This is a genomic window from Cupriavidus sp. GW823-FHT07A04 (assembly GCF_058794615.1).
The window spans coordinates 470517-493927 of the sequence record NZ_JBXAHA010000002.1 but is presented as its reverse complement, the minus strand read 5'-3'; the positions used below and the strand labels follow the sequence as shown (position 1 = coordinate 493927).

General features: G+C 66.9%; 12 protein-coding genes. 6 read left to right on the top strand and 6 right to left on the bottom strand.

Annotated elements, in window-relative coordinates; translation table 11 throughout:
- Positions 1 to 85: 85 nt before the first annotated feature.
- From AC1Q7Q_RS05600 to AC1Q7Q_RS05580, 5 genes are all read right to left on the bottom strand, one after another.
- Positions 86 to 1159, bottom strand: a complete 1074-nt coding sequence (locus tag AC1Q7Q_RS05600; RefSeq protein WP_492372096.1) for a porin — start codon at positions 1157 to 1159, stop codon at positions 86 to 88.
- Positions 1160 to 1316: 157 nt separating this feature from the next.
- A complete protein-coding gene (gene hpxZ / locus AC1Q7Q_RS05595) occupies positions 1317 to 1694 on the bottom strand; it encodes an oxalurate catabolism protein HpxZ (protein ID WP_458765397.1) in 378 nt (125 codons plus the stop codon).
- Between the two features lie 177 nt (positions 1695 to 1871).
- Positions 1872 to 2795, bottom strand: a complete 924-nt coding sequence (locus AC1Q7Q_RS05590) for a LysR family transcriptional regulator (protein WP_174428014.1) — start codon at positions 2793 to 2795, stop codon at positions 1872 to 1874.
- A 69-nt stretch (positions 2796 to 2864) separates the two neighbouring features.
- Positions 2865 to 4148 (bottom strand): FAD-dependent oxidoreductase, encoded by a 1284-nt coding sequence (locus tag AC1Q7Q_RS05585; protein WP_492372097.1) that lies wholly within the window; start codon positions 4146 to 4148, stop codon positions 2865 to 2867.
- 130 nt (positions 4149 to 4278) lie between these two features.
- Positions 4279 to 5364 (bottom strand): calcium:cation antiporter, encoded by a 1086-nt coding sequence (locus tag AC1Q7Q_RS05580; RefSeq protein WP_492387135.1) that lies wholly within the window; start codon positions 5362 to 5364, stop codon positions 4279 to 4281.
- A 448-nt stretch (positions 5365 to 5812) separates the two neighbouring features.
- Between AC1Q7Q_RS05580 and AC1Q7Q_RS05575 the strand changes: the two genes are divergently transcribed.
- Together AC1Q7Q_RS05575 and AC1Q7Q_RS05570 are read left to right on the top strand one after the other, a co-directional pair.
- On the top strand, positions 5813 to 6238 hold the full coding sequence (locus AC1Q7Q_RS05575) for an OsmC family protein (RefSeq protein WP_150988105.1): 426 nt from the start codon (positions 5813 to 5815) through the stop codon (positions 6236 to 6238).
- Positions 6239 to 6445: 207 nt separating this feature from the next.
- Positions 6446 to 7177, top strand: coding sequence for a BON domain-containing protein (locus AC1Q7Q_RS05570; protein ID WP_183032701.1), 732 nt, complete (start codon positions 6446 to 6448; stop codon positions 7175 to 7177).
- A gap of 80 nt (positions 7178 to 7257) precedes the next feature.
- Here the strand turns inward: AC1Q7Q_RS05570 and AC1Q7Q_RS05565 are convergent, their stop codons facing one another.
- Positions 7258 to 8361 (bottom strand): GlxA family transcriptional regulator, encoded by a 1104-nt coding sequence (locus AC1Q7Q_RS05565; protein ID WP_492372099.1) that lies wholly within the window; start codon positions 8359 to 8361, stop codon positions 7258 to 7260.
- 122 nt (positions 8362 to 8483) lie between these two features.
- Here AC1Q7Q_RS05565 and AC1Q7Q_RS05560 point away from each other — a divergent pair, with 122 nt between their 5' ends.
- The 4 genes from AC1Q7Q_RS05560 to AC1Q7Q_RS05545 all read left to right on the top strand — a co-directional run bounded on the left by AC1Q7Q_RS05560 (position 8484) and on the right by AC1Q7Q_RS05545 (position 23345).
- Complete coding sequence (locus AC1Q7Q_RS05560) at positions 8484 to 9743, top strand: M20/M25/M40 family metallo-hydrolase (RefSeq protein WP_492372100.1); 1260 nt, start codon at positions 8484 to 8486, stop codon at positions 9741 to 9743.
- A gap of 115 nt (positions 9744 to 9858) precedes the next feature.
- Entirely contained in the window at positions 9859 to 11121 is a 1263-nt protein-coding gene (locus AC1Q7Q_RS05555; protein WP_492372101.1) for a M20/M25/M40 family metallo-hydrolase, read from the top strand.
- 501 nt (positions 11122 to 11622) lie between these two features.
- The gene (locus AC1Q7Q_RS05550) at positions 11623 to 22890 is read left to right on the top strand and encodes a hemagglutinin repeat-containing protein (protein ID WP_492372102.1); all 11268 of its coding nucleotides are present in this window, start codon (positions 11623 to 11625) and stop codon (positions 22888 to 22890) included.
- Positions 22890 to 23345, top strand: coding sequence for a hypothetical protein (locus AC1Q7Q_RS05545; RefSeq protein WP_492372103.1), 456 nt, complete (start codon positions 22890 to 22892; stop codon positions 23343 to 23345). The genes AC1Q7Q_RS05550 and AC1Q7Q_RS05545 overlap by 1 nt, the downstream gene beginning before the upstream one ends.
- The last annotated feature ends 66 nt before the right edge of the window (positions 23346 to 23411 follow it).

Here is a 23411-nt window from a genome sequence, read left to right as displayed (position 1 = left end):
AAAGGTGGCCGGGCGGCCACGGAGCCTTTCCAGATTGCGCAAGCGGGCCGCGCCGAAGCACGGCCCACCCGCGTGGCGCTTCCAATCAGAAGCGGTGACGCATGCCCACGCCAAAGCTGTCGCCGTGCGACTGGTCGCTCAGCTTGTCGTAGAAGTACGCGGCATACACGTCGGTGCGCTTGGACAGGTTGTAGTCGTAAGCGAGGCCGGCCGTGTTGCGCTTGAAGTCCGCGACACTGTTCTTGGTCTTGTCGTACGCATAGGAGACCAGCACGCTGCCGTTGCCCACCGGGATTGAAGCGCCAACCTGGCCGTTGGTGTGCTTGATGTCGCCCGTGGCGTTGTTGACGTCGCTCTTGATGTACTGGCCCTGTGCGAACAGCTTGACCACCTTGAAGTCGTAGCTCACGCCGACCTGCACGGCGTTCTGCTTGTCGAAGCCGGCCAGCGCCGTGGGCGCGGTCACATCGCCCGGGGTGCTGTTGAACTTGACCTGCTGGAACGCTACGGTGGCGCCGAAGTTGCCGTTGAAGTAGAGCACGTTGCCGCCCCACTTGTTCTTGCCGACGCTGCCTGCCTGCTCGCCGAAGGAGTAGATCGCGTTGGCGGTCAGGCCGCTAAAGTTCGGCGTGGAGTACACCAGCGAGTTGCTCCAGCCCGAGTCGCCGATGATGCCCGGGTCATAGACGCGGCCATTGCTGGCCGAGAAGTAGGTGTGGAAGATCGCCGGCGAGAACACGTAGGAGTCCACCAACGGGTTGAACAGGATGGTCGAGATGAAGTAGGGCGTGGTGTTGCGCCCGAGCTTCACCGTGCCAAGCGTTGCGCTCTGCAGGCCGACAAAGGCGTTGCGGGTAAACAGCGCATCGCCGTCGAAGCGGCCTTGCTTGCCGGTGTCCGGGCGCAGGAAGCCGTTCAGGTCGAAGATCGCCTTCAGGCCGGTGCCAAGATCCTCGGTGCCCTTGATGCCGAAGTACGAGGTTTGCATGCCGCCGCTGTTGACGCCGTAGGCGCGGTCCGCACCGCCGGCCTTGGTGGCGCCGACATAAGCGTCAACCATCCCGTAAAGCGTGACGCTGGATTGCGCCATGGCGTTGCCGCAGATCAAGGCTGCTGCCATGACTGCCAGTTTCACGACCGGCTTGAAATTGTGTTGCATAAAGACCTCCGTGGTTGACCCGTTTTCTCTCGTTGCTGGCTCTGTCGCATTCACTGGGCACGACAACACCCCTCCGGGGGCAAGCCCCGGCTATCTAAAAACGCGTGCTCCTGAAATGGCTGGCGCGGGATGGCGCCGGTACGCTAGCGCCGCTGGCTCATGCTTGCTGCCAGCTCACGTGCGCGGCCACCACCTGCCAGCCTTCGGGCAGCCGCACCCAGCTCTGGCTCTGGCGGCCCAGGCGCGGCTCGCCGGTGCGGCGAAAGGCGATATTCGCGACGGCGAAATCGTCGCCGAAGGTGGTGACGCTGCGCTCGGTGATCTCGCGGGCGAGGCCGTTTGCCGGGCGCGCCGCGCGGAACGCGCGGATGGCCTCGATGCCGTAGAGGTTTTCGCCCGCGCCGTAGCGCAGCGTGTGCGGGCTTTCCCAGAACAGCCGGTCGAGCTCGGCGACGTCGTTGCCCACCAGCGCCCGTTCATAGGCGTCGAAGGCGGCTTCCACCTCGGCGAGGATGGCGGGATCGTTGATTCTCATCTTGCTTTCGTGGGTATCCGGAGCGGCCCGGTAATGCTGCCTGGCATGACTGCGATGGATGCAGTTTGCGGCAATTCGATTGCATACAACCAGCACTTATTTCTTCTCATGGCGCACGCAATTTGTGTGCACTCGCTGTTGCATGTGCCGGCTCGCCGTGCAAGCCCCGGCCACGCATCAGGCGGCCTCGGCCAATGGCTGGTGCAGGCCGGTCAGCGCGGCCTTCAGATGCTCGGCAAACGCCGCCGCCGCGGGCGGCAGGCTGCGGCCCTTGCGCGCGCCCAGCACCAGCCGCCCGCCGCACAGCTCGGGGTCGGACAGGGGCACGGCAATCAGCGTGCCCTGGCGCGTCTCGCGCAGCGTGCCAGCCTGGAACTGGAAGCAGATCGCGCCGGTCTGGCGCGCAAAGCTCTTCAGCATCTCCACCGTGGTGGCTTCCAGCATCACCCGCAGCGACAAGCGGTTGCGCGCGCAGATCGCCTCGATCAGCCGCCGGCTGCCAAAGCTCTCTGGCCCGAGGGCCACGGGATAGGGCTGGCAATCGGATAAACGCAACGTGCGCCGGCTCGCCAGCGGATGGTCCGGGCGCATCATCGCGCAAAAGGGCTGCGCGGATACCGCCAGTTCGTGCAGGAAGGTTGTCGGGGGCGGGTCGTGCGCTAGCAGCAGGTCGGCCTCGTCTTCCTTGAGCGCGGCCAGCAGGTCGCCGGAGTTGCCTACCGCTACGCGAAACTGCACGCCGCGGTGGGTGGACTGGTAGCGGCCAATGACTTCAGGCAGGAAATCGGTGGCGACGGACTCGACCGTCGCCATGCGTACGGTGCCCCGCACCAGCCCGCGCAGCTGCTCCATCTGCGCGGCGGCCGAATCCAGATCCGCGAGGCTGCGGCGCACGGTGGCGATCAACACCTCGCCAGCCGCGGTCAGCCGCACGCCGCGGGGCAGGCGCTCGAACAACGCCGTGCCGATATCCTGCTCCACCTCCAGGATCTTCCGGTTGAGCGCGGTGGAGGCGACGTGGAGTTGTTCGGCGGCCTTGCGGATCGACCCAACGCGGGCCACGGCGTCAAGATAGAGATAAAGGCGGGGTGGGTGGAGCATGGCGGCGTGCGCTCGGGCGCTAGTGAGAACGATCCGCTCTCACTAGCAAGGATCGTGCACGCGCCGACGCTACGCGGGCAGCCCGGTCCCCGTGACAGGGCCAACGCCATGGCCAAAGCCAGCGCCAGCGACGGAGCCGCCGCCATGGCAGGGCAACGCGACCTGGCAGTAGAGCTGGCGCAGCGCGCCCAGCGCCGACGCCCGGTCCTGCTCCGTGGCATCGCCCAGCATGAGGCCAGCGGCGTGCGGGGCCACTGACATCACAAAGCGCAGGCGTTCAAGCCGGGCCGCTTCAAACGTGGTCAGCCAGGCGCGCGGGCTGGTCTCGCCACCGGCCAGCGAAGTGGCGATCAACTCGGCGGCGCTGCAGGCATCCTCGATGGCCTGCGCCACGCCCTGGCCAAGCGGTGGCGCCATGGCGTGGGCGCTGTCGCCCAGGTACATCACCTGCGCGTGCGGCTCGGCAAAGCGGATGCCGCACGCCTGCATGCGGTACCAGCAGATGGCATCCACATTGGCGCAAAGCGTATCGATCAGCCAGCCAGCCTGCGGCCCCGGCCTGGCGTGTGCAGGCGTGTAGGCGGCGCGTAGCGCCTGCGGGCCGATGCCCGCGTGAGGTGTCTTTTGCGTCTTTTCGCCGGGGGCCAGCGGCAGGCTGCCGGCGATATTGATCCGCCCGTCCGGCAAGCGGAAGGCCAGCAGGCGGTTAGGGCCGTTGCACCATTGTTCGTAATCGTCGATCCGGCCGGCGCCGGCGTCCGGCACCAGGAGGCGGAACAGCAGGGCACCAAGCTGGTGCATCCGGGGCTGGCTGTCAAACGCGCTTCGGATCGGCGAGTCACGGCCATCGGCCGCGATCAGCAGGTCGATGTCGTCAAGCCGGTGTTGTTGGCCATGCTGTTCCCAGACGACGTAGCTGCGTGCCGGATCCTGCGGGCTGGCGCCGCACGCCAGCAGCTTGCAACGGTAACGCACGGTGTTGCCGGCGGCCTGGCGCAGCACGCGGTACAGCGTGGCGCGCAGGATGCGCACGCCGCCATGGTCCGCCACGCGTGTGAGCGGCAGGTCCAGCAGCACCTCGCCGCTGCACAGCGACACACGCCAGTGATCCCAGGGCAGGCCGGCCTCGCCAATGGCGCTGGCCAGCAGCGGGTCGCGCATGTGCAAGGCCTTGATGGCGTTGGGGCCGATCACCAGCCCGGCACTTGCGTGGTCATCCGGTGCAACCTGCTCCAGGCAGGTGACTTCCAGCCCGGCTTGCATGGCCAGCGCGCGGGCCATGATGCTGCCGGCCACGCCGGCGCCGACGATGACAATGCGTTTGGTGGGGATCCTGGGCGTAATAAGCGTCATGGGCGCCAGTTTGCGCAAAAGGACTGCACGCAACCAGCACCGATTTGGTCTCATGGCGAGCGCGCATTGTGTGCGCTCGGCGGGGAGAAGCCATCAGCCAGAAGCCGCCCCCGCCGAGACTGTGCCCGGCTTAAGGCACGACCGACAAGAACAGGTACGCCGCCAGGATGACCAGGTGCACCACGCCTTGCAGCATGGTGGTGCGGCCCGAGTGCAGCGTGAGCGTGCTGACCAGCAAGGTCAGCGCAAGCAGCACGGTTTCCGTCGGGCCCAGGCCCAGCGTCAGCGGCTTGCCAACCGCGATAAATACCGCGGCCACGGTGGGAATGGTCAGCCCGATGCTGGCCAGCGCTGAGCCCAGCGCCAGGTTCATGCTGGTCTGCAGGCGGTCGGCGCGCGCGGCGCGCAGTGCGGCCAGCCCCTCGGGCAGCAGCACCAGCGCGGCAATCACGATGCCAACCACGGCCGGCGGGGCGCCGGCACTTGCTACCGCCGCTTCCACCGTGGGTGAGAGCAGCTTGGCCAGGCCGACCACCGCCACCAGGCACACCAGCAGCATGCCGCCGCTGGCGAGCGCGATCTTCGTGGGCGGGGGCGGGGCGTGCACGCTTTCGTCGGAGGTGCCTTCCACCAGGAAGTAGTCCCGATGGCGCACGGTCTGCACAAAGACAAAGCTGCCATAGAGCACCAGCGAGGCAATGCCCGCAAAGGCCAGCTGCGACTGCGACAGCATTGGCCCGGGGATTGCGCTGGTGTAGTTGGGCAACACCATGGTGAGCACGGCAAGCGCGGCCAGCACAGCCAGCGCGGCGGTGGCGCCCGGCGCCTGGAAAGCCTGCTCGCGATGGCGCAGGCCACCCACCAACAGGCAGATCCCCACGATGCCGTTGCACACCAGCATGGCCGCGGCAAACACGGTATCGCGCGCCAGCCCGGCCTTCTCGGGGCCGGCGGACAGCATCACCGAGACGATCAGCGCCACTTCGATCACGGTCACGGCAATCGCCAGTACCAGCGTGCCAAAGGGCTCGCCCACTTTATGCGCGACCACCTCGGCATGGTGCACCGCTGCAAATACCGAGCCCGCGAGCGCCAGGCCGGCCAACACCAGCAGCAGCGCCTGACCGGGCGCGGCCATGCCCGCCCCGAGGATGCCCCAGGCTGCCAGCGGCAGCCACAAGGTCCAGGCAGGCAATTTATTCGACGTCAATGGCATCCGATCTCCCTTTCTTGTTGATGAAATGTGTGGATTCAGCTTTTTTGTGATTAATGAGGCGCGTCCGGGCTGACGAGAAAGTGCCGTCCTTAGTGGGCTTGCTGGCCGTTTTCCCCTTGGCGTCCTATTGTGGTTCAGCTTGGGGCGGCAGCGATCCGCTCGGGCGGCAGCGCGCATGTAAGGCAATCGCATCAGGGATTCAGTTCCCTGAAATTCGCTTAAATTAAAAGGAATTGAAGGTTTATTTGCTGGATTTGGCGGGGATTTGGCGGGGATTTGGCGGTTTTGTCCTGTGGTCCGGAACCCCTGGGCGCCACAAGTCGTGAACCCGGCCGGCCATTCTAGCGTCGCACCATGGCAGCACAAGCGTTTCCGGACGCGCCGCAAGCGTCCCATTACCGGTGCGGCGAATGCCGCGCCTTTCCCCCCTCGACGATGGAGAACGCTCATGAAAAAGTACGGATCGGCTAAATGGCAAGGCGGCATCAAGGACGGCCAGGGCAGCATCTCGGCAGAGAGCGGCGTGCTCAAGGATGCGCCCTACGGTTTCAAGGCGCGCTTCGAAGGCGGCCCCGGCACCAACCCAGAGGAGCTCATCGGGGCGGCCCATGCGGGATGCTTCTCCATGGCGCTGTCCCTGATCCTGGGCGAGGCCAAGATGGTCGCCGAGAGCATTGCCACCAAGGCCACGGTCACGCTCGACAAGGACGGCGCCGGCTTCACCATCACCGCCGTGCACCTGGACGTGACGGTGCGCGTCCCGGGGGCCGACAAGGCGGCGGTAGAGCAATGCCTGCAAGGGGCCAAAGCCGGCTGCCCGGTGTCCAAGCTGCTAAAGGCGGAGATCACCATGGATGCCAAGGTGGAAACCTGATCCGGCCACGGCGGGTGCCAGGCCCGGTGTCCGGTCAATATCTCAACAGGCCAGCAGGCCAGCAGCCCAATAGGTCGGGCGTGGCCATCCTGGCTACCTATAATGAAGATTCGCCGTCCCGCGCCGCACCTGGCGCGGGACCGCGCGGGCGTTCAATGGACTGAACGCGTCTCCTATATCCAGACCTTCCAAGATAAGGCAGACATCATGCATAGCAGTGAAGCAGTCCTGACTCAGGCTAGGGCGGCCATCGCCCACGTGCCTTTCCACAGCCATCCCATCCATCCCACCATCCACCTGCGCCTGAGCGACGGCGCGCTGATTCTCGAAGGCGAAGTCCCCGATATTGTCGACAAGAGCCGCGTTGCCGCGTCGGTACGCCGTGTCGACGGTGTGTCCGCCGTGATCGATCACCTGCGCGTTGCCGATGGCGGCGCGGCGGTTGGCGACGGCGAACTGCGCAATGCCATCTGCGTACGGTTGCTGCAGGCGATCGATTTTCGCAATTGCCGCATCTGCGCGCATGCCAAGGGGAGGATCGAACCCGTGCGCGAAGCCGTTGGCGAGTCCAGCGGAGAGATCGCCATCGAAGTCGTCGACGGCGTGGTGACCCTGCGCGGCCACGTGATCAGCCTGTCGCACATGCGCCTGGCCGGTGTGCTGGCGTGGTGGTCGCGAGGTTGCCGCTGCGTGGTCAACGAGCTGGTGGTGGCCCCGGCCGAAGCCGACCGCGACGACGAAGTCACGGAAGCGCTGAAGCTGGTGCTGGAGACCGACCAGTTCGTCGATGCTGACCGCATCCGCGTGCAGACCAAGGACCGCGTCGTCACGCTCGAAGGCTACGCCACCACCGAGGCCGGCAAACGCCAGGCGGAGCGCGATGCCTGGTACGTGCATGGTGTCGAGGACGTGGTCAACCGCATCGTGCTGAGCAACTAAGCGCCACTACTGCCAACAGCACGTCGCGGGTTTGCAGGTTCGAAAGTTCGCAGGTTCACAGATTCAATCGCCGGATCGGATCATGCCGTGCCCGCCGGGCGCGGCATGTCCTCCACGCGCCAGTAGCGCCGCTGCGAGCGCAGCGCAAAGCGCGCCCGGTAGCTCGACATCGACATCCCCGTTGCCCGCTGGAACAGCCGCCTGAACGCCGCCGCGTCACTGTAGCCGCAGGCTTCGGCCACCGCCTGCGAGCCATGCAGGGTCACTTCCAGCAGGGTCTTGGCACGCTCCACGCGCAGCCCGTGCAGGTATTCCAGCGGCGTCATGCCGCTGACCTGCCGGAAATGCCGCAGCAAGGTCCGCTCGCTCACGGCCGCCGCCTGGGCCACCAGCGCGAGCCGGTACGGTGCATCCACGTTGGCCTGCAGCCAGCGCATGGCGCGGTAGACGGGGCTGTCGGCGGTCTTGCTGAGCCAGCGTTGCGACACCAGCTCCGGCGTGAGCTGCTGGCGCTCGGCCTGGTACAGCAGCATGCGCGAACAGGTCTGCGCCAGGTCCGGGTCATGCAGGTGCCCCAGCACGCGCAGCATGAACTCCGTCTGCAGCGCCGGCGCCACGCAGCCAAACACGCGCTGGTGCAAGCCCATCGGCTCGCTCGCGGAAAAATCGCAGCGCGGATAGCGCTGGCTCATCCAGCTCTGGAAGGTCCACGGCGCGCCCATGCGCGCGCCATCCAGCAGGCCCAGCTCCGCGGGAAAGGCGATGCCGCTCGCACCCGCCGCGATCCATCCGCCCGCCTGCGCGTGCCGCTCCAGCAAGCGCAGCGCCTGGCCGGCGCCACCCAGGATCTCGCCCAGGTGCGGCGCATTGCGCGCAAGCACGCCCGGCACCACCACCAGCGCATTGCCGTCTTCCGTCGCGCGCCGCCGCCGCGCGGGCTCCAGCCCCAGGGCGGGCAGGGCCAGCGCGCGGCCTGACGGGCCAATCACGGTCCAGCTCAGATCGCGGTCCGCATCCGGGCGTTGCAGCCGGGCCACCCCGGCCGCGGCGCGCAGTACATCCAGCGCGCCGAACAGCATGCCGGGCATGGCCTCGGGCAACCACAGCAAACGCACGTGCAGCGGCACGGGGCGCCTGGTGGAGGGTGGCTCGGGCAGGGCGGTAGTGGCAGAAGAGGGAGGCATGGCGGGATCGGCATTCCAATTGGCGGGATTGATCCTACCTTGGCGCGCCCGCAAGGGCTAGCATCGTCGCTCGGCGAACCACCGCCCTAACCACAATAACGAAGCAAGCAACAGGAGACTTCATGCAGCCATCCCTGCGCCGACTTACCCATACCGCTGTGGCAGCGCTCGCGCTGGCCTTCGGGGCAGCCGGCAGCGCACGTGCCGCGGACACGCAATTGCTGGACGCCGCCCGCGCGGCCGAGCCCGCGTTGATCCAGTCGCTCAAGGACATGGTGTCGATCGAGTCCGGCAGCACCAATGCCGCCGGCCTGGCGCAAATGGCCAGCTTCACGGAAGCACGCCTCAAGGCGCTGGGCGCGACCACCGAGCGCATCGCCGTGACGCAAGGCCCCGGCACCATGGTCAAGGGCACGCTCACCGGCACCGGCAAGCGCCGCATCATGCTGATCGCGCATATGGACACGGTCTACGGCCCCAACACGCTGGCCACCCAGCCGATCAAGCTGGACGGCAACCGCCTGTACGGGCCCGGCATCGCCGACGACAAGGGCGGCATCGCGGTCATCCTGCATACGCTGGCCATCCTGCAGGCAGCCGGGTGGAAGGACTATGCGCAGATCACCGTGCTGTTCAACCCGGATGAGGAAGTGGGCTCGCTGGGTTCCGGCGACACCATTGCCAAGCTCGCGGAGCAGCACGACGTGGTGCTGTCCTGCGAGCCGTCCGCGGGCTCGGTGGTCATGAAGGGCCAGCCGCTGCTGCTGGCCGCGGCTGGTGTCGCCACGGCCACGCTGGATGTGAAGGGCCGCGCCGCGCATGCGGGCGCCGCGCCGGAGCTGGGCCGCAACGCGCTCTATGAACTCTCGTACCAGATGCTGCAAACGCGCGAAGTGGCCAAGGACGTGCCGGGCGCCGCGCTGATCTGGACCCAGGCCAACACCAACGGCCCGCTGAACCAGATCACCGAAAAGGCCAGCGCCGTGGGCGACGTGCGCCTGACCCAGCCCGACGCGCAGGACAAGCTGCAGGCCGCGTTGCAAGCCAAGGTCAGCGCAAGCAAGCTGGTTCCCGACACCGAAACCACGGTCAAAGTCATCTCCGGGCGTCCACCCTACGTGAGCGACGCGCGCAGCCGCGCGCTGGCGGCAAAAGCCCAGGCGATCTACAAGGAGATCGACCGCGAGCTGACGCTGGTGCCGCAGACCGGGGGCGGCACCGACGCCGGCTTCGCCGTGCGCTCGGGCAAGGCCACGGTGCTGGAGAGCTTCGGCCTGGCGGGCTTCGGATACCACGCCCGCGACGAATACATCGAGATCGACTCGATCGTGCCGCGGCTCTACCTGATGTCGCGCATCCTGCAGGAAATCGGGCGCAACTAAGGCGCTCCGGCGCGGGCGGCAGCGCCCTTGCGCAGTCGCCCGCGCCCGCGCTAGCATCGCCCGGCAGGCCTCCCGGCCTGCCTTCACAACGACCCAATCCTCCACAGGAGACACCATGCATTCCTCCCTGCGCCGGCTGACCCAGGCGGCCATCGCCACCCTGATCCTTGCCACCGGCGGCGCCTACGCCGCCCACGCCGCCGACGCCCAATTGCTGGCCGCAGCCCGCACCGCAGAGCCCGCGGTGATCCAGTCGCTCAAGGAGATGGTGTCGATCGAGTCGGGCAGCGCCAACGCGGCGGGCCTGGCGCAGATGGCCAGCTACACCGAAGGCCGGCTGGCGGCGCTGGGCGCCCGCACCGAGCGCATCGCGGTCACCAAGGGCCCGGGCCTCATGGTCAAAGGCACGCTGACCGGCACGGGCAAGCGCCGCATCATGCTGATCGCGCATATGGATACGGTCTATCCGGCCAACATACTGGCAACGCAGCCCATCAAGCAGGACGGCAACCGCCTGTACGGCCCCGGCATCGCCGACGACAAAGGCGGCATCGCGGTGATCCTGCATGCACTGGCCATCCTCAAGGCGGCCGGCTGGAACGACTATGCCGAACTGACCGTGCTCTTCAACCCCGACGAGGAAGTCGGCTCCATCGGCTCCGGCGAGACCATCGCCAAACTGGCCGACCAGCACGACGTCGTGCTGTCGTTCGAGCCGACCGCCGCCAAGGCCGTGGTCAAGACCGAGGCCCTGCTGATGGGCGCCAGCGGCACGGCAACCGCCGTCATGGCAGTGAAGGGGCGCGCCTCCCACGCCGGCGCCGCGCCGGAGCTGGGCCGCAATGCGCTGATCGAGCTGGCCTACCAGCTGCAGCAAACGCGCGACGTGGCCAAATCCGTGCCCGGCACCCAGCTCAACTGGACCACCGCGCAGGCCGGCGAGGTCCGCAACCAGATCCCCGAGCACGCCACCGCCATCGGCGACGTGCGCACCACGGTCAAGGACGGCGCCGGCAAGCTGCAGGCCGCGCTGCAAAAGAAGGTAGACGAAGGCAAGCTCGTCCCCGACACGCAAACCACCGTGACCATGGAAACCGGCCGGCCGCCGTTTGTCGCCAACGCGCGCGGCCGCGAACTGGCGCAGCGCGCGCAAGCCATCTACGCCGAGCTCGACGGCCGCCAGCTGGCACTGGCCGAAGGCACCGGCGGCGCCACCGATGCGGGCTTCGCCGGGCGCTCCGGCAAGGCGGTGGTCGTGGAGAGCTTCGGCCTGGCGGGCTTCGGATACCACGCACGCGATGAGTACATCGAGATCGATTCCATCGTGCCGCGACTGTACCTGCTCACGCGCATCCTGCAGGAGATCGGGCGTAGCTGAAGCCGCGCCCGGCTTGCGCGCTAAAGGATCGCGGACATCTGCCGTTAATGGAGGTAGTCGGAGATAGTCTGAATTCCGTTCTTAGTGAAATGTATCTGTTCTGATAATTCCTATTGATTAAGGCGCCTAGGACTAGGATTAGGAATGTCTTAATCCTAGTCCTAATCCTAGTCCTAATCCTGGGCGTTGCCTTTTATCCCGGCGCTAATAACACGCCGCGCGTCTGCTTTTCAATCCCCCTTCAGTAGGTCAAAGCGCGCCCTGCGCTGCGAAATCTCCCGCAATGCCGCTTGCAGCCGCCGATTGGCGGTGAGCAGAGGTGTGCAATGCCCGCTCTTGTGCGCTCGCAATACCCCTCTATTCGTACGTGTCCGATTGACCGCATTGCCGTCATCATTAAATATTGTCCACACATTCAAAGAGGGTGACGGTTGTCGCCAGTCATTCCGGCAAGGGTGCCAGTCATCAGAAAAGCACCGCTAATCCAGGGTCTATCCAATTATGAACAAGGGCAGTTTCCGCCTGGTCTACAGCAGGCATCGCGCGATGCTGGTCGCCGTTGAAGAATCGGCCGCCAGCATCGGAACAGGACAGCAAGGCGGCGCACGCGCGCAACGGCGCCGCCGCCGCGCAGGGCAAGGCCCGGCGCCTGGCGCATCGCTGGCATCGATGGCGGCCGCGCTGCCAGCCATGCCGCGCGCGCGCTTTGCCTCGTTTGCCTCAACTGCCTCGTTGGCCTCGGTTGCCCTGCTTGGGCTGGCTGCCCCGGCCACGGCCCAGATCGTGGCGGACCCCAATGCCGGCGCCAACCGCCCCGGCGTGATCCAGACCAGCAACGGCCTGGCGCAAGTCAACATCACGCGGCCCTCGGGCGCGGGCGTGTCCACCAACGCCTACACCCAGTTCGACGTGCCCAAGGGCGGCGCGATCCTCAACAACTCGCCCACCATCGTCTCGACCCAGCAAGCCGGTTTCGTCAACGGCAACCCCAACCTGCTGCCGGGCCAGAACGCGCGCATCATCGTCAACCAGGTCACCAGCGCGCTGCCCAGCCAGTTGCGCGGCTACCTGGAAGTGGCCGGCGCCCGGGCTGAAGTGGTGGTGGCCAACCCCAACGGCATCATGGTGGACGGTGGTGGCTTCATCAACACCAGCCGCGCCACACTGACCACCGGCGTGCCCGTGTACGGCGGCACCGGCAGCCTCGACGCCTTCCGCGTCACCGGCGGGCAGATCTCGGTGCAGGGCACCGGGCTGAACGCTGGCAACGTCGACCAGGTCGACCTGATCGCCCGCAGCGTCACCGCCAATGCGGCCATCTATGCCAACAACCTCAACGTCATCGCCGGCGCCAGCCAGGTAGACCGCGCCACGCTGGCCGCCACGCCCATCGCCGGGACCGGTCCCGCGCCGGGCATCGGCATCGATGTAAGCCAGCTAGGCGGCATGTATGCCAACAAGATCCTGCTGGTCGGCACCGAGGCTGGCGTGGGCGTGAGCCACCGCGGCGTGCTGGCCGCGCAGGCCGGCGACCTGACGCTCAGCGCGCAGGGCCGGCTGGAACTCGCCGGCAAGACCAGCGCCAGCGGCAACCTCGCCATCGCCGCGCGCGAAGGCGTGGAGAACAGCGGCACCATCTATGGCGCGCAGGCGGTCTCGCTCGATACCGCGGGCGCGCTCGGCAACAGCGGCACGCTGGCGGCGCAGCAGGGCTTGCGCGTCAACGCGGGCAGCGTGGTCTCCAGCGGCACGTTGGGCGCGGGCGTCAATGGCGACGGCGCGATCGGCCAGCAGGCGGACCTGAGCGTGGTGGCGGCCGGCACGCTGTCGGCCAGCGGCAAGCACCTCGCGGGCGGCAATGCCAGCCTGCAGGGCACGGCGCTGCAGCTCGCCGGCAGCCAGAACGCGGCGCTGGGCAACCTCAGCCTCGCCGCCAGCGCGGGCGACATCAATCTCAGCGGCGCCAGCAGCCAGGCGGGCGGGGCGCTAAGCGCCAATGCCAGCGGGGCGCTCGTCAACGACCGGGGACAGTTGACCAGCCAGGGTGGCACCACCATCACGGCCGGCAGCGTCTCCAACCAGGGCGGGCGGATGCTGGCGCAAGACGCAGCCACGCTGCAATCGGCCGGCGCCGTCAACAATCAGCAAGGTGAGTTGCAGGCGGGCGGCGCGCTCGCCGTCAACGCCGGCTCGCTGGACAACAGCGCGGGCCGCCTGGCCTCGCTGGGCGCCGGCGGCCTGGCGGTCACCACAACAGGCACGCTGGCCAATGCCGCCGGCACCACGGCCAGCGGCGCCAAGGGCGGCGTGATCGGCGGAAACGGCGATGTGCGGCTGAAGGCCGGCGCGCTGGCCAATGCCGGCGAGATCAACGCGCGGGCCAACGCCAGCCTGGACGCCAAGTCGCTGGACAACAACCGGGGCAGTGTGACGGCCGGTGATGCGCTCACGGCCACCGTGGCGGGCGCGGCCAGCAATCGCCAGGGCACGATGTCAGGCGCCACGCTCAATCTGACGGCCGGCTCGCTCGACAACGCCACGGGCCGCATCGAAGGCGACCTGGTTGGCGTGCGCACGGCGGGCGATCTGGCCAACCGGGGCGGCGCCATCAACCAGTTCGGCAAGGCAGACACCCGCATCAGCGCGGGTGGCGTCCTGGACAACACCTCGGGCACGCTGGCCACCAACGGCAAGAACCTGACCGTGGATGCGCAGTCGCTGTCCAACGACAGCGGCCGCGTTGCGCACGCGGGCGACGGCACGCTGGCCGTGACCAGCCGTGGCGCGCTGGGCAATGCCGCGGGCACCATCCAGACCAACGGCGCGCTGGACCTGCGGGCCGCCGGCGCGGTGACCAACGCGGCCGGCCGGATCGAAACCGCCGGCACGCACAGCGCAATGTCACTTGCCGCCGCGAGCGTGGACAACACCGCCGGGCGCATCGTCAATGCGGGCGATGGCTTGACCCGGGTCCAGGCGCAGCAAGCCTTGGTCAACGCCAATGCGGGCCGGATCGGCGGCAACGGCAAGGTGGAGCTGGCAGCCGCCACGCTGGCCAATCATGCACAGATCACCGCCAAGGGCGATGCCAGCCTGGATGCACAGTCGCTGGACAACGGCCAGGGCAGCATCACGGCGGGCGAAGCGCTCACGGCCACTGTGTCGGGCGCGGCCAGCAATCGCCAGGGCACCCTGTCCGGTGGTGTCGTCGACCTGTCGGCGGCGTCGCTGGACAACGCCGCCGGCCGCATCGAAGGCGATCAGGCCGGCATCCGCACCACAGGCAATTTGTCCAACAACGGCGGCGCCATCAACCAGTTCGGCAAGGCCAATACGGTCATCAACGCGGGTGGCGCCTTCGACAACACCGCGGGCACGCTGGCCACCAACGGCAAGAACCTGACGGTGGACGCGCAGTCGCTGGCCAATGACGGCGGGCGCATCGCGCACGCCGGAGACGGCGCCCTGGCGCTGACGAGCCGGGGCGCGCTGGGCAATACAGCCGGCGCCATCCAGAGCAACGGCGCACTCGCCGTGCAGGCGGCCTCGCTGGACAACACCCGGGGCAACCTGTCCGCGCAAGGCGCCGCCAGTGTCACCACGGGCGCGGACCTGGCCAACCGCCAGGGCACGCTCTACGGCCAGTCCGGCCTGTCGCTCACCAGCCAGGGCCAGGTGGACAACACCGGCGGCACGGCGCAGACCAGCGGCGATTTGTCGGTCGCAGCCGCTGGCACACTGAGCAACGCCGCCGGCACGCTCACCGCCAACGGCGCGCACGGCAAGGCCACCGTCTCCGCATCCGGCATCGACAACCGCGGCGGGCGGCTTGCCAACGCGGGCGACGGCGCCACCACCATCACCGCCGCCGGCGCGCTGGACAACACCAGCGGCACGCTCGGCGGCAACGGCGACGTGACCCTCGCCGCCACCGATCTCGCCAACGCAAGCGGCGCGCAGATCGCCGCGGCCGGCGCGCTCACGCTGGGCGTGACCCGCAGCGTGGACAATCGCAGCGGCAGGATCTACGGCGCCAAGGGCCTGACCCTCAACCAGGCCAGCACCACGCTCGCCAATGAAGGCGGCAACGTGCTTGGCGGCACCGACGTGCAGCTCACCGTCGCATCCATGACAAACCAGGGCGGCGCGGTACGCGCCAACCAGGACGTGGGCGTATCCAGCCGCGCCGGCACCGTCAGCGGCAGCGGCGAGATGACGGCGGGGCGCAACCTGACGCTCAACGTAGCGGGCGACTATCTCAACGACGCCGCCAACAAGCTGCGCGCCGACGGCGACCTGCAACTGCGTGCCAGCGGCGCGGTCACCAACACCGGCACGCTGGCGGCCGGCGGCAGCCTGGCCGTGCGCGGCGCCAATGTGAACAATGCCGCCGGCGCCGGCATCAACTCGCAGGCCACCACCGTCCAGGCCGACGGCACCATCACCAACGCCGGACGCATCGAAGGCAATGCCGTCAACACCATCAGCGGCGCACTGGCCAACACCGGCGCCGTGATCGGCAACACCGTGCAGGTGCAGGCAGCGGACGTGAGCAATACCGGCCCGGCCGCCGTCATCGCCGCCGCGCAGGACCTCAAGATCCATGCCTCAAACTCCGTCTCCAACCTGGACGGCGCGCTGATCTACAGTGCCGGCAACCTGCAGATCGCCCGCGACGGCACGCGCGACCCGGGCACCGGCATGCTGGCCAACCAGGTCGGCGTGCTCAACAACCGCTCGGCAACGATCGAGGCAGACGGCGATATCGACATCGCCGCGCGCACGGTCAACAACACGCGTACCAGCATCGTGACGGAGGCGGGCACGCCGCAGACCACGACGACGCAGACGCTCTCGCTCTGGCTCGCCGGGCTGGGTGACGGAGAAACCAATGGTCACTTAAGTGCCACGTTCCCCGGATGGGCCTGGCGCACTACGGCGGCAAGCATCAGCGGGGACATGGTCAACGCGCTGCGCGCCCCGGTCACCCTGGAAGTGCCAAAGTCCAAAGTGGTCAATCTCAACACCACGGCCAAGACGCTTTCCTTCACGGAGCCGCCCTTCGAGTCCTACGTCGGCAACGACAACCCGATGTGCGGCGACAACGGCTGCGCCGGTGAAGGCGGACCGGGCGGGCGCCCGTTTGCCACCAACCCCACCCAGTACTACCAGGACATCCAGGACACCGGCACCACCTACAGGATCACCTTCTGGCCTGACTGGGACCCTGCCAAGCACCTCCGCCCGGACCAGGTGCGCGTGCGCTACGACCTCGGCCCGGACGTTCACGACTACAGCGAGACTTCCCGCACCACCGTCACCACTGTTGCCACCGACCGCCTGGTCAGCGCGACCCCCGCGGCCAAGGTCCAGGCCCAGGGCTCGATCCGCATCAACAGCGACGGTGGCAGCATCCTGAACCAGTCGTCCATCATGGCCGCCGGCGGCAACCTGTCCCGGCGCGCTGCCGGCGGCGGGGTACAGGACGTCGGCACGGTGCTCCAGCAGACGGTCAGCACCACCGACACCTCCACGTTCTACTGGCACCAGAAATCCGGCGGCAACAGCGATGAGCAAACGGTGCCGTATCCGACCACGCCCCAGGCGCCCACCACGGTAGCCGCGCTGCCGGCCCTTGCCACCGCCAACCAGGCGGTGCAGACCACCGCGCAGGACATCACCGTCGGCTCCGTCAACCGCGTCGGCCAGACTGTCACTGGCAGCGGCGTGGCCGGCGGCAGCGCCTCGGGCACGCAGCTTGACAGCCTCGCGGGCACGGCCGGCGCCGCGCCAACGCTCGGCGCCGGCCCCGTCGCGGCCGCCACCGGCACCACCAACCGCCCGCAGACGCTCGGCACCGCCGCCGGCGGCATCCCCAACCTGACGCTGCCCGTCAACGGCCTGTTCACGCTGCGCCCGGCCCCGGCCACGCCCTACCTGATCGAGACCGACTCACGCTTCACCCAGTACAAGACCTTCCTCTCCAGCGACTACATGCTGGGCGCCCTCGGCCTGGACCCGCAGCAGGTGCAAAAGCGCCTCGGCGACGGCTTCTATGAAGAAAAGCTCGTCCGCGACCAGGTCACGGCACTAACCGGCCGTACCTTCCTGGCCGGCTACACCGACCAGCTGAAGGAATACCAGGCCCTGATGAACAGCGGCGTGACCTACGCCAAAGCCTTCGGCCTGTCCCCCGGCGTAGGCCTGTCCGATGACCAGATGCGCCAGCTCACCACCGACATGGTCTGGCTGGTAGCGCAAGAGGTGACGCTGCCCGACGGCACGCATCAATCGGTGCTGGTGCCCAAGGTCTACCTGGCGCAGTCCAACGCCGTCGACCTCAACAGCACCGGCGCGCTCGTCACCGGCAACAGCGTCGCGCTCAATGCCACCGGCAACGTCAACAACAGCGGGCGCATCGTTGGCGACGTCGCCACGCAGGTGCTTGGCAACAACATCGTCAACCGCGGCGCCATTGGCGACACCACCGGCACCACCGTGGTCCAGGCCCTGCAGGACGTACGCAACCTGGGCGGGCGCATCGGCGGCCAGGACGTCCTGGTGCAAGCCGGGCGCGATGTGGTCAACGAAACGCAGACCGTCACGGAAGTCCGCACGATCGGGCCCAACGGCTACAGCACGGGCGCCACGGGCGTGGCCGCGGTGGCGGCGATTTCGGCAACCGGCAACGCCGTGGTGCTGGCCGGGCGCGACGTCACCCTCAGCGGCGCCGTGCTCGAAGCCGGCAAGGGCGCACTGATCGGCGCCGGGCGTGACCTCACCATTGGCGCGGTCACCCTCGGCACCACGCAGGACGCTGTCTCGCGCGGCGGCCAGAGCTATGCCCACGACAAGACCAGCACGGTGGCCGGCAGCACGGTGCAGGCAGGCGGCAATGTGGTGGCGGTGGCCGGGCGCGACGCCGCGCTGGCGGGGTCCAAGGTGGGGGCGGGCGGCGATGTCTCCCTGATCGCCGGGCGGGATCTCACCGTCACGGCGCTCAAGGACACCACCGCCCACAGCGAAGGCTCGCTGGGCGGCAAGGGCGCGTCCTACACGCAGTCCGCCTACGACGAAACCGTGCGCGGCAGCACCGTGCAAGGCGGCACCAGCGCCACCCTGACAGCCGGGCAAACAACGCTGGCAGCCGGCCTGCTGGAAGCCAACGGCATCACCGCCGCCGCGCCGGTCACAGGCACGGGCAGCGTCACGCTGACCGGCTCGGAAGTCAGCGCCGGCAAGCCCGGCGTGAGCGGCTCCGGCGTCAGCATCGTCGCCACCCAGGACATCACCATCGGCGAAGCCCGGGAAGTGCACGACGCCAGCTACGATGGCCGCAGCAGAAGCAGCGGACTGCTCTCGCGCAGCTCCAGCCACGACCAGACCAGCAGCCATGCCGACCTTGGCGTAGGGAGCCTGGTCAGCGGCGACACCGTGCGCGTGACCGCCGGCAACGACCTCACCGTGCGCCAGAGCGGCATCGCCGCCACCGACGGCGTAGCCCTGGCCGCCACCAAAGGCAACGTGCTGATCACCGCCGGCCAGAACACCCGCGAAGAAAGCTACGCGCACGAGCAGAAATCCTCCGGCCTCTCCGCCTTTGCCGGCAAGGGCGGCATCGGCGTCTCGGCAGGCAGCAACCAGGCCAACAGCGCCGGCCACGCACTTGCCGTCACCCAGAGCGATGCGCGCAGCACGGTGGGCGCCACCAACGGCAATGTCACCATCAGCGCCGGGCGCGATGCCACTATCCTCGGCAGCGACCTGATCGCCGGGCGCAAGGAAGGCAACACCACTGCCGGCCATATCGACATCCAGGCGCAGAACATCGCCGTGCTGGCTGGCGTGGACCACATCACCCAGGAAAGCAGCCAGAGCAGCCGCTCCAGCGGCCTGTCCATGGCGCTCACCGGCACGCCGCTCGACACGGCGCGCAACCTCCAGGACATCCAGCGCAACCCCAGCACCGTCACCCGCGCCAAGCAAACGCTCAATGAACTCGGCGCCGCCGCCTTCACCGCGCCGCAGGTGGGCATCACCTTTGGCAGCAACCGCAGCAGCAGCCAGGTGGAGACCGAATCGATCTCTCAGCGCGGCAGCCAGCTCACCGGCGCCGGCGATATCCGCCTGCGCGCCACCGGCAACGGCGACAAGGACGCCAACGGCAAAGCCACCGACGGCAATATCCTGATCGCCGGCAGCACCGTCAGCGCCGGCGCTGCCGCCATCCTCGACGCCCAGCGCGACGTCCTGCTGCAAGCCTCCACCGACAGCTACCGCGAAGCCACCAGCTCCAGCAGCAGCGGCTGGAGCCTGAGCACCGCCGCGCCCTCGCTTGGCGATGTCGGCCGCTTTGTCGGCGGCGGCCCCAACAACGGCGGCGTCTCCATGCTGTCGTACGGCAACCAGAAAGCCAGCGCCAGCGGCGACGCCAGCGCCGCCCGGCAAAACGCCACGGTGGTCACCGGCAATACCGTCGCCGTCAAGGCCCGCAGCGGCGACATCACCATCGCCGGCAGCGGCCTGTCCGCCGAAGGCGACCTCACGCTAGCCGCGCTGCAAGGCAAGGTCGACATCCTCTCCGGCCAGGACAGCAAGACCAAGCGCAGCGACAGCAGCAGCCGCCAGATCGGCGACCTGGGTGGCACCGGCTACACCGGCACCGTCGGCATCCGCACCGAGTCCCACCACCTGGACACGGCGCAGACCACCGAAAACACCATCCGCAGCCAGGTGGTCAGCCAGAATGGCAGCGTCACCATCAGCGCCAAGGACGACCTCACCGCACGCGGCGCCGACATCGCCGCCGGGAAAGACGTCACGCTGATCGGCAAGAACGTGGTGCTTGACCCCGGCAAGGACACCGCAAACAGCCACCAGGTCGACAAAACCAGCCAGTACGGCGTCACGCTCGCCCTGTCCGGCTACGCGGTGACCGCCGCGCAAACCATCGAGAACGCCGCCCGCGGCATGGAAGACAGCAAGAACGACCGCCTGCGCGGGCTCTACGCGGCGCAGGCCGCGCTCGCGGTCGCCAACGGCGTCAGCACCGTCCGGGACCTCGCCAGCGGCGGCACCGGCGGCACCGCGCTGATCAAAGCCACCGACAGCATCGGCGGCGGCAGCTCCGAGTCCGAATCCCGCAGCCAGGCCAGCGCCAACCAAGGCACCACCGTCAAGGCCGGCAACGCCGTCACCGTCGTCGCCGCCGGCTCCGGCGGCAAGGACGCCAACGGCTACGCCACCGACGGCGACATCACCGGGCGCGGCGTACAGATCGACGGCAAGTCCGTCACCCTCAGCGCCGCCCGCGACGTCAACCTGGAAAGCGCGCAAGACACCGCCAGCCAAAGCAGCAAGAGCGGAGGCAGCAACGCCAGCATCGGCGTGGGCCTCGCACTCGGCGGACAGCAAAACGGCTTCACGCTTGAACTCGCCGCCAGCCAGAACAAGGCCAAGGGCGACGGCGACTCCGTCATCAACCACAACAGCCATGTCAGCGCCAGCGACCAGCTCACCATCACCAGCGGGCGCGACACCAACCTCAAGGGCGCGCAAGTCACCGGCGACACCGTGCGGGCAGACGTGGGGCGCAACCTCAATGTGGAAAGCCGGCAAGACACCGACAACTACCACAGCCGCGAATCGTCATCCGGCTTCCAGGCCAGCCTGTGCGTGCCCCCGATCTGCTACGGCACCACGGTCAGCGGCAGCGTCAGTGTGTCGAGCGGCAACACCGACAGCACCTACAACTCGGTCAGGGAGCAAAGCGGCATCTACGCGGGCAATGGCGGCTTCCAGGTCAACGTCAAGCAGAACACGGACCTGAAGGGAGCGGTGCTGGCCAGCACGGCTGACGCTGGCAAGAACAGCCTCACCACTGGCACGCTGACCACCAGCGATATTGAGAACAAGGCGGAGTACAGCAGCAGTTCGTCGACTATTGCCGGCAGCTTCACCGCCGGCAAGAGCATGCCGGACGTCAAAGACGGCGACACCCTGATCAAGGCGCACACGGAGTGGGGCAACGGGAACCTGCTGCAGAACGGCGTCAACTCCCTGGCAGCCACAGCAGCAGGCAATGCGCAAAAGCCGATCGAAGGCAATGCCGCCGGCACTACCAGGAGCGCCATTGCCAATGGCACGGTGACCATCACCAATGCCGAGGCGCAGAAGGAGAAGACTGGCAAGACGGTGGAAGAAGTGCTTGCCGGCTTGAATCGGGATACGGATGGCGCCAATCAGGCTCTCGATAAGATCTTTGATGCGAAGGAGGTGAAGGAGCAGCAGGAGGAGAACAAGGTCCGGGCCGAATTGGTGCAGCAGTTGGCGCCGATGGTTTATGACAAAGCAGGAGACCTTCTCCAGGGCCAGCCCGCGGCGACCAAGGTGGCCGTGCACGGCCTTCTGGGCGGTCTCATGTCAATGGCGATCGGCGGCAACTTTGCGGCCGGCGCAGCAGGCGGGGCCGCCGCCAAGCTGGCAGTGGAGTCATTCGGCGCTCAACTGCTTGGTATGGAAGGCGTCAGCGTAGAAGACAGAAAGGCGCTGGTGCAGCTCGCGGGCATGATCGTTGGCGGCGTAGCAGGCGGTGCTGCCGGTGGATCCGGCTCTGACTTGGCTGCGGGCGGTAGCGTGGGCAAGGTTGCCACGGAAAACAACTATCTGAAGCACCAAGAGATACTTGATTTCACGAAGGCAAATCAATCCTGCACGGCAAGCGGTAACGCAGAAGCTTGCCGGGAGCGCGATCGGCTCGTTGCACTTGACAAGCAACGTGATGCAGCTCTGTCAGCCTGCGCGGGGAGCAGCAGCGCGATTTGCACAGGATTGCAACAGGAAGTTCGCTCCGCCCAGGCAGAGATCCTTCGTAAGCGGGACGACACCTTCGGTGCATTCGGCGTGAGCCCGGTCGACTACATTCTGCTTGCCATGAACACAGAGGCGCAGGCGGCGGGAACAATGTCGAAGGTTGATCGCCTTGTTGGCACCGCTACCGGCGCCGGGCATGCAATCGCCCAGGGACTCGCTGACATGGCAAAGCTGGCGGGCACCGTCGTGGCCTCAGGGATGGGTGACCAGAAGGCGGGTGAAGAGTTGCGAGGCACAATTGATGGCCTGGGGCGGCTTCTGGCGAATCCGACAGCTTGGGAGGCGTTGATAGCTAGTGCTACGGCTGAGCAGAGGGAGAGACTGGCGTCGGCTTACGAGAAGGGAGACGCCAAGGAAATTGGGCGAATCGGTGGTGAGTTGGTTACGTATTTGCCGTTTGGTGGCGCTGCCGGCGTAGTCAAGACAGCGACAACGGCGGCGGAGGAGGCCGCAAAGGCGGCAACCCTCGGAAAGGGCGTGGGGATCACTGGTGAAGTCACTCTTCCCGGCATGAGTCGCCCCGTTCGTCCGCCAAATCCAAGTTTCCCGCCGAACCAGTCTGTGCTTGATGCAATGGGTAGCCCCCAAATGAGGGAAATGACAAAGAACCTTGAGTGCATTGATTGCTCCGATATCGCGTCGCGCTTACTTGAGGCGGCGGGCGGGAAAGGGGAGATACTGGAAGTTAGACCCGTGAAGTCGGGTAGCTTGAGTGTATTCGAGAGTGGAGTAATTGATAGGAAAATATCCTACCATCAGGTATACACGGATGGTCGATATATATATGATCCGCGAATCTCTGAAAAGGCAATTCCATTTGGGGATTGGGAGCAGCACATGCGAAATATTAATCCAGGCGAAATCACTATATCCACTAAACTAAAGGGGCTTAAATAATGGAATTTATTGATTTGACTGAAGGGAGAGAGTTGTTGAATTTCATCGAGACCCTTGGTCCGCTCGCTTGGCAAAAATTTGAATCCAGGTATCCAGAAATTCAATTTAGAGGTCAGCAACCGAAAATGGAAGATAGGTCGGCGATGCCGCCTTATACTAGCTTTCGATTTGAGAATGAAGATCCGGAGGTAATTAATAGACTTAGATTTGCCGTAGAAACATACAGCGGAGAGATTGAGTGGGTCATGGAAGGACACTCGCGAGAAATGTTTCCCGGAACAACAAACTGGGTTATCTATCCAAAGAGAACATCTGAATCTCGGAAAATCGCTCTCGATGCTGGCATGGTGGTTGGTCAATACATGGCACTGAACGATCCGGATTTTGGGCCGATAGCCTACGCTGATCTTTTGGGGTTGGTCTCACACGTTCGCTCGGTATTTTCCGGTGAATAACTGTAAGGTAAGTTTCTTGCTGCATCGCTTGAAGGAAGCGGATACCTGTCCGGTTTATCCATTTTT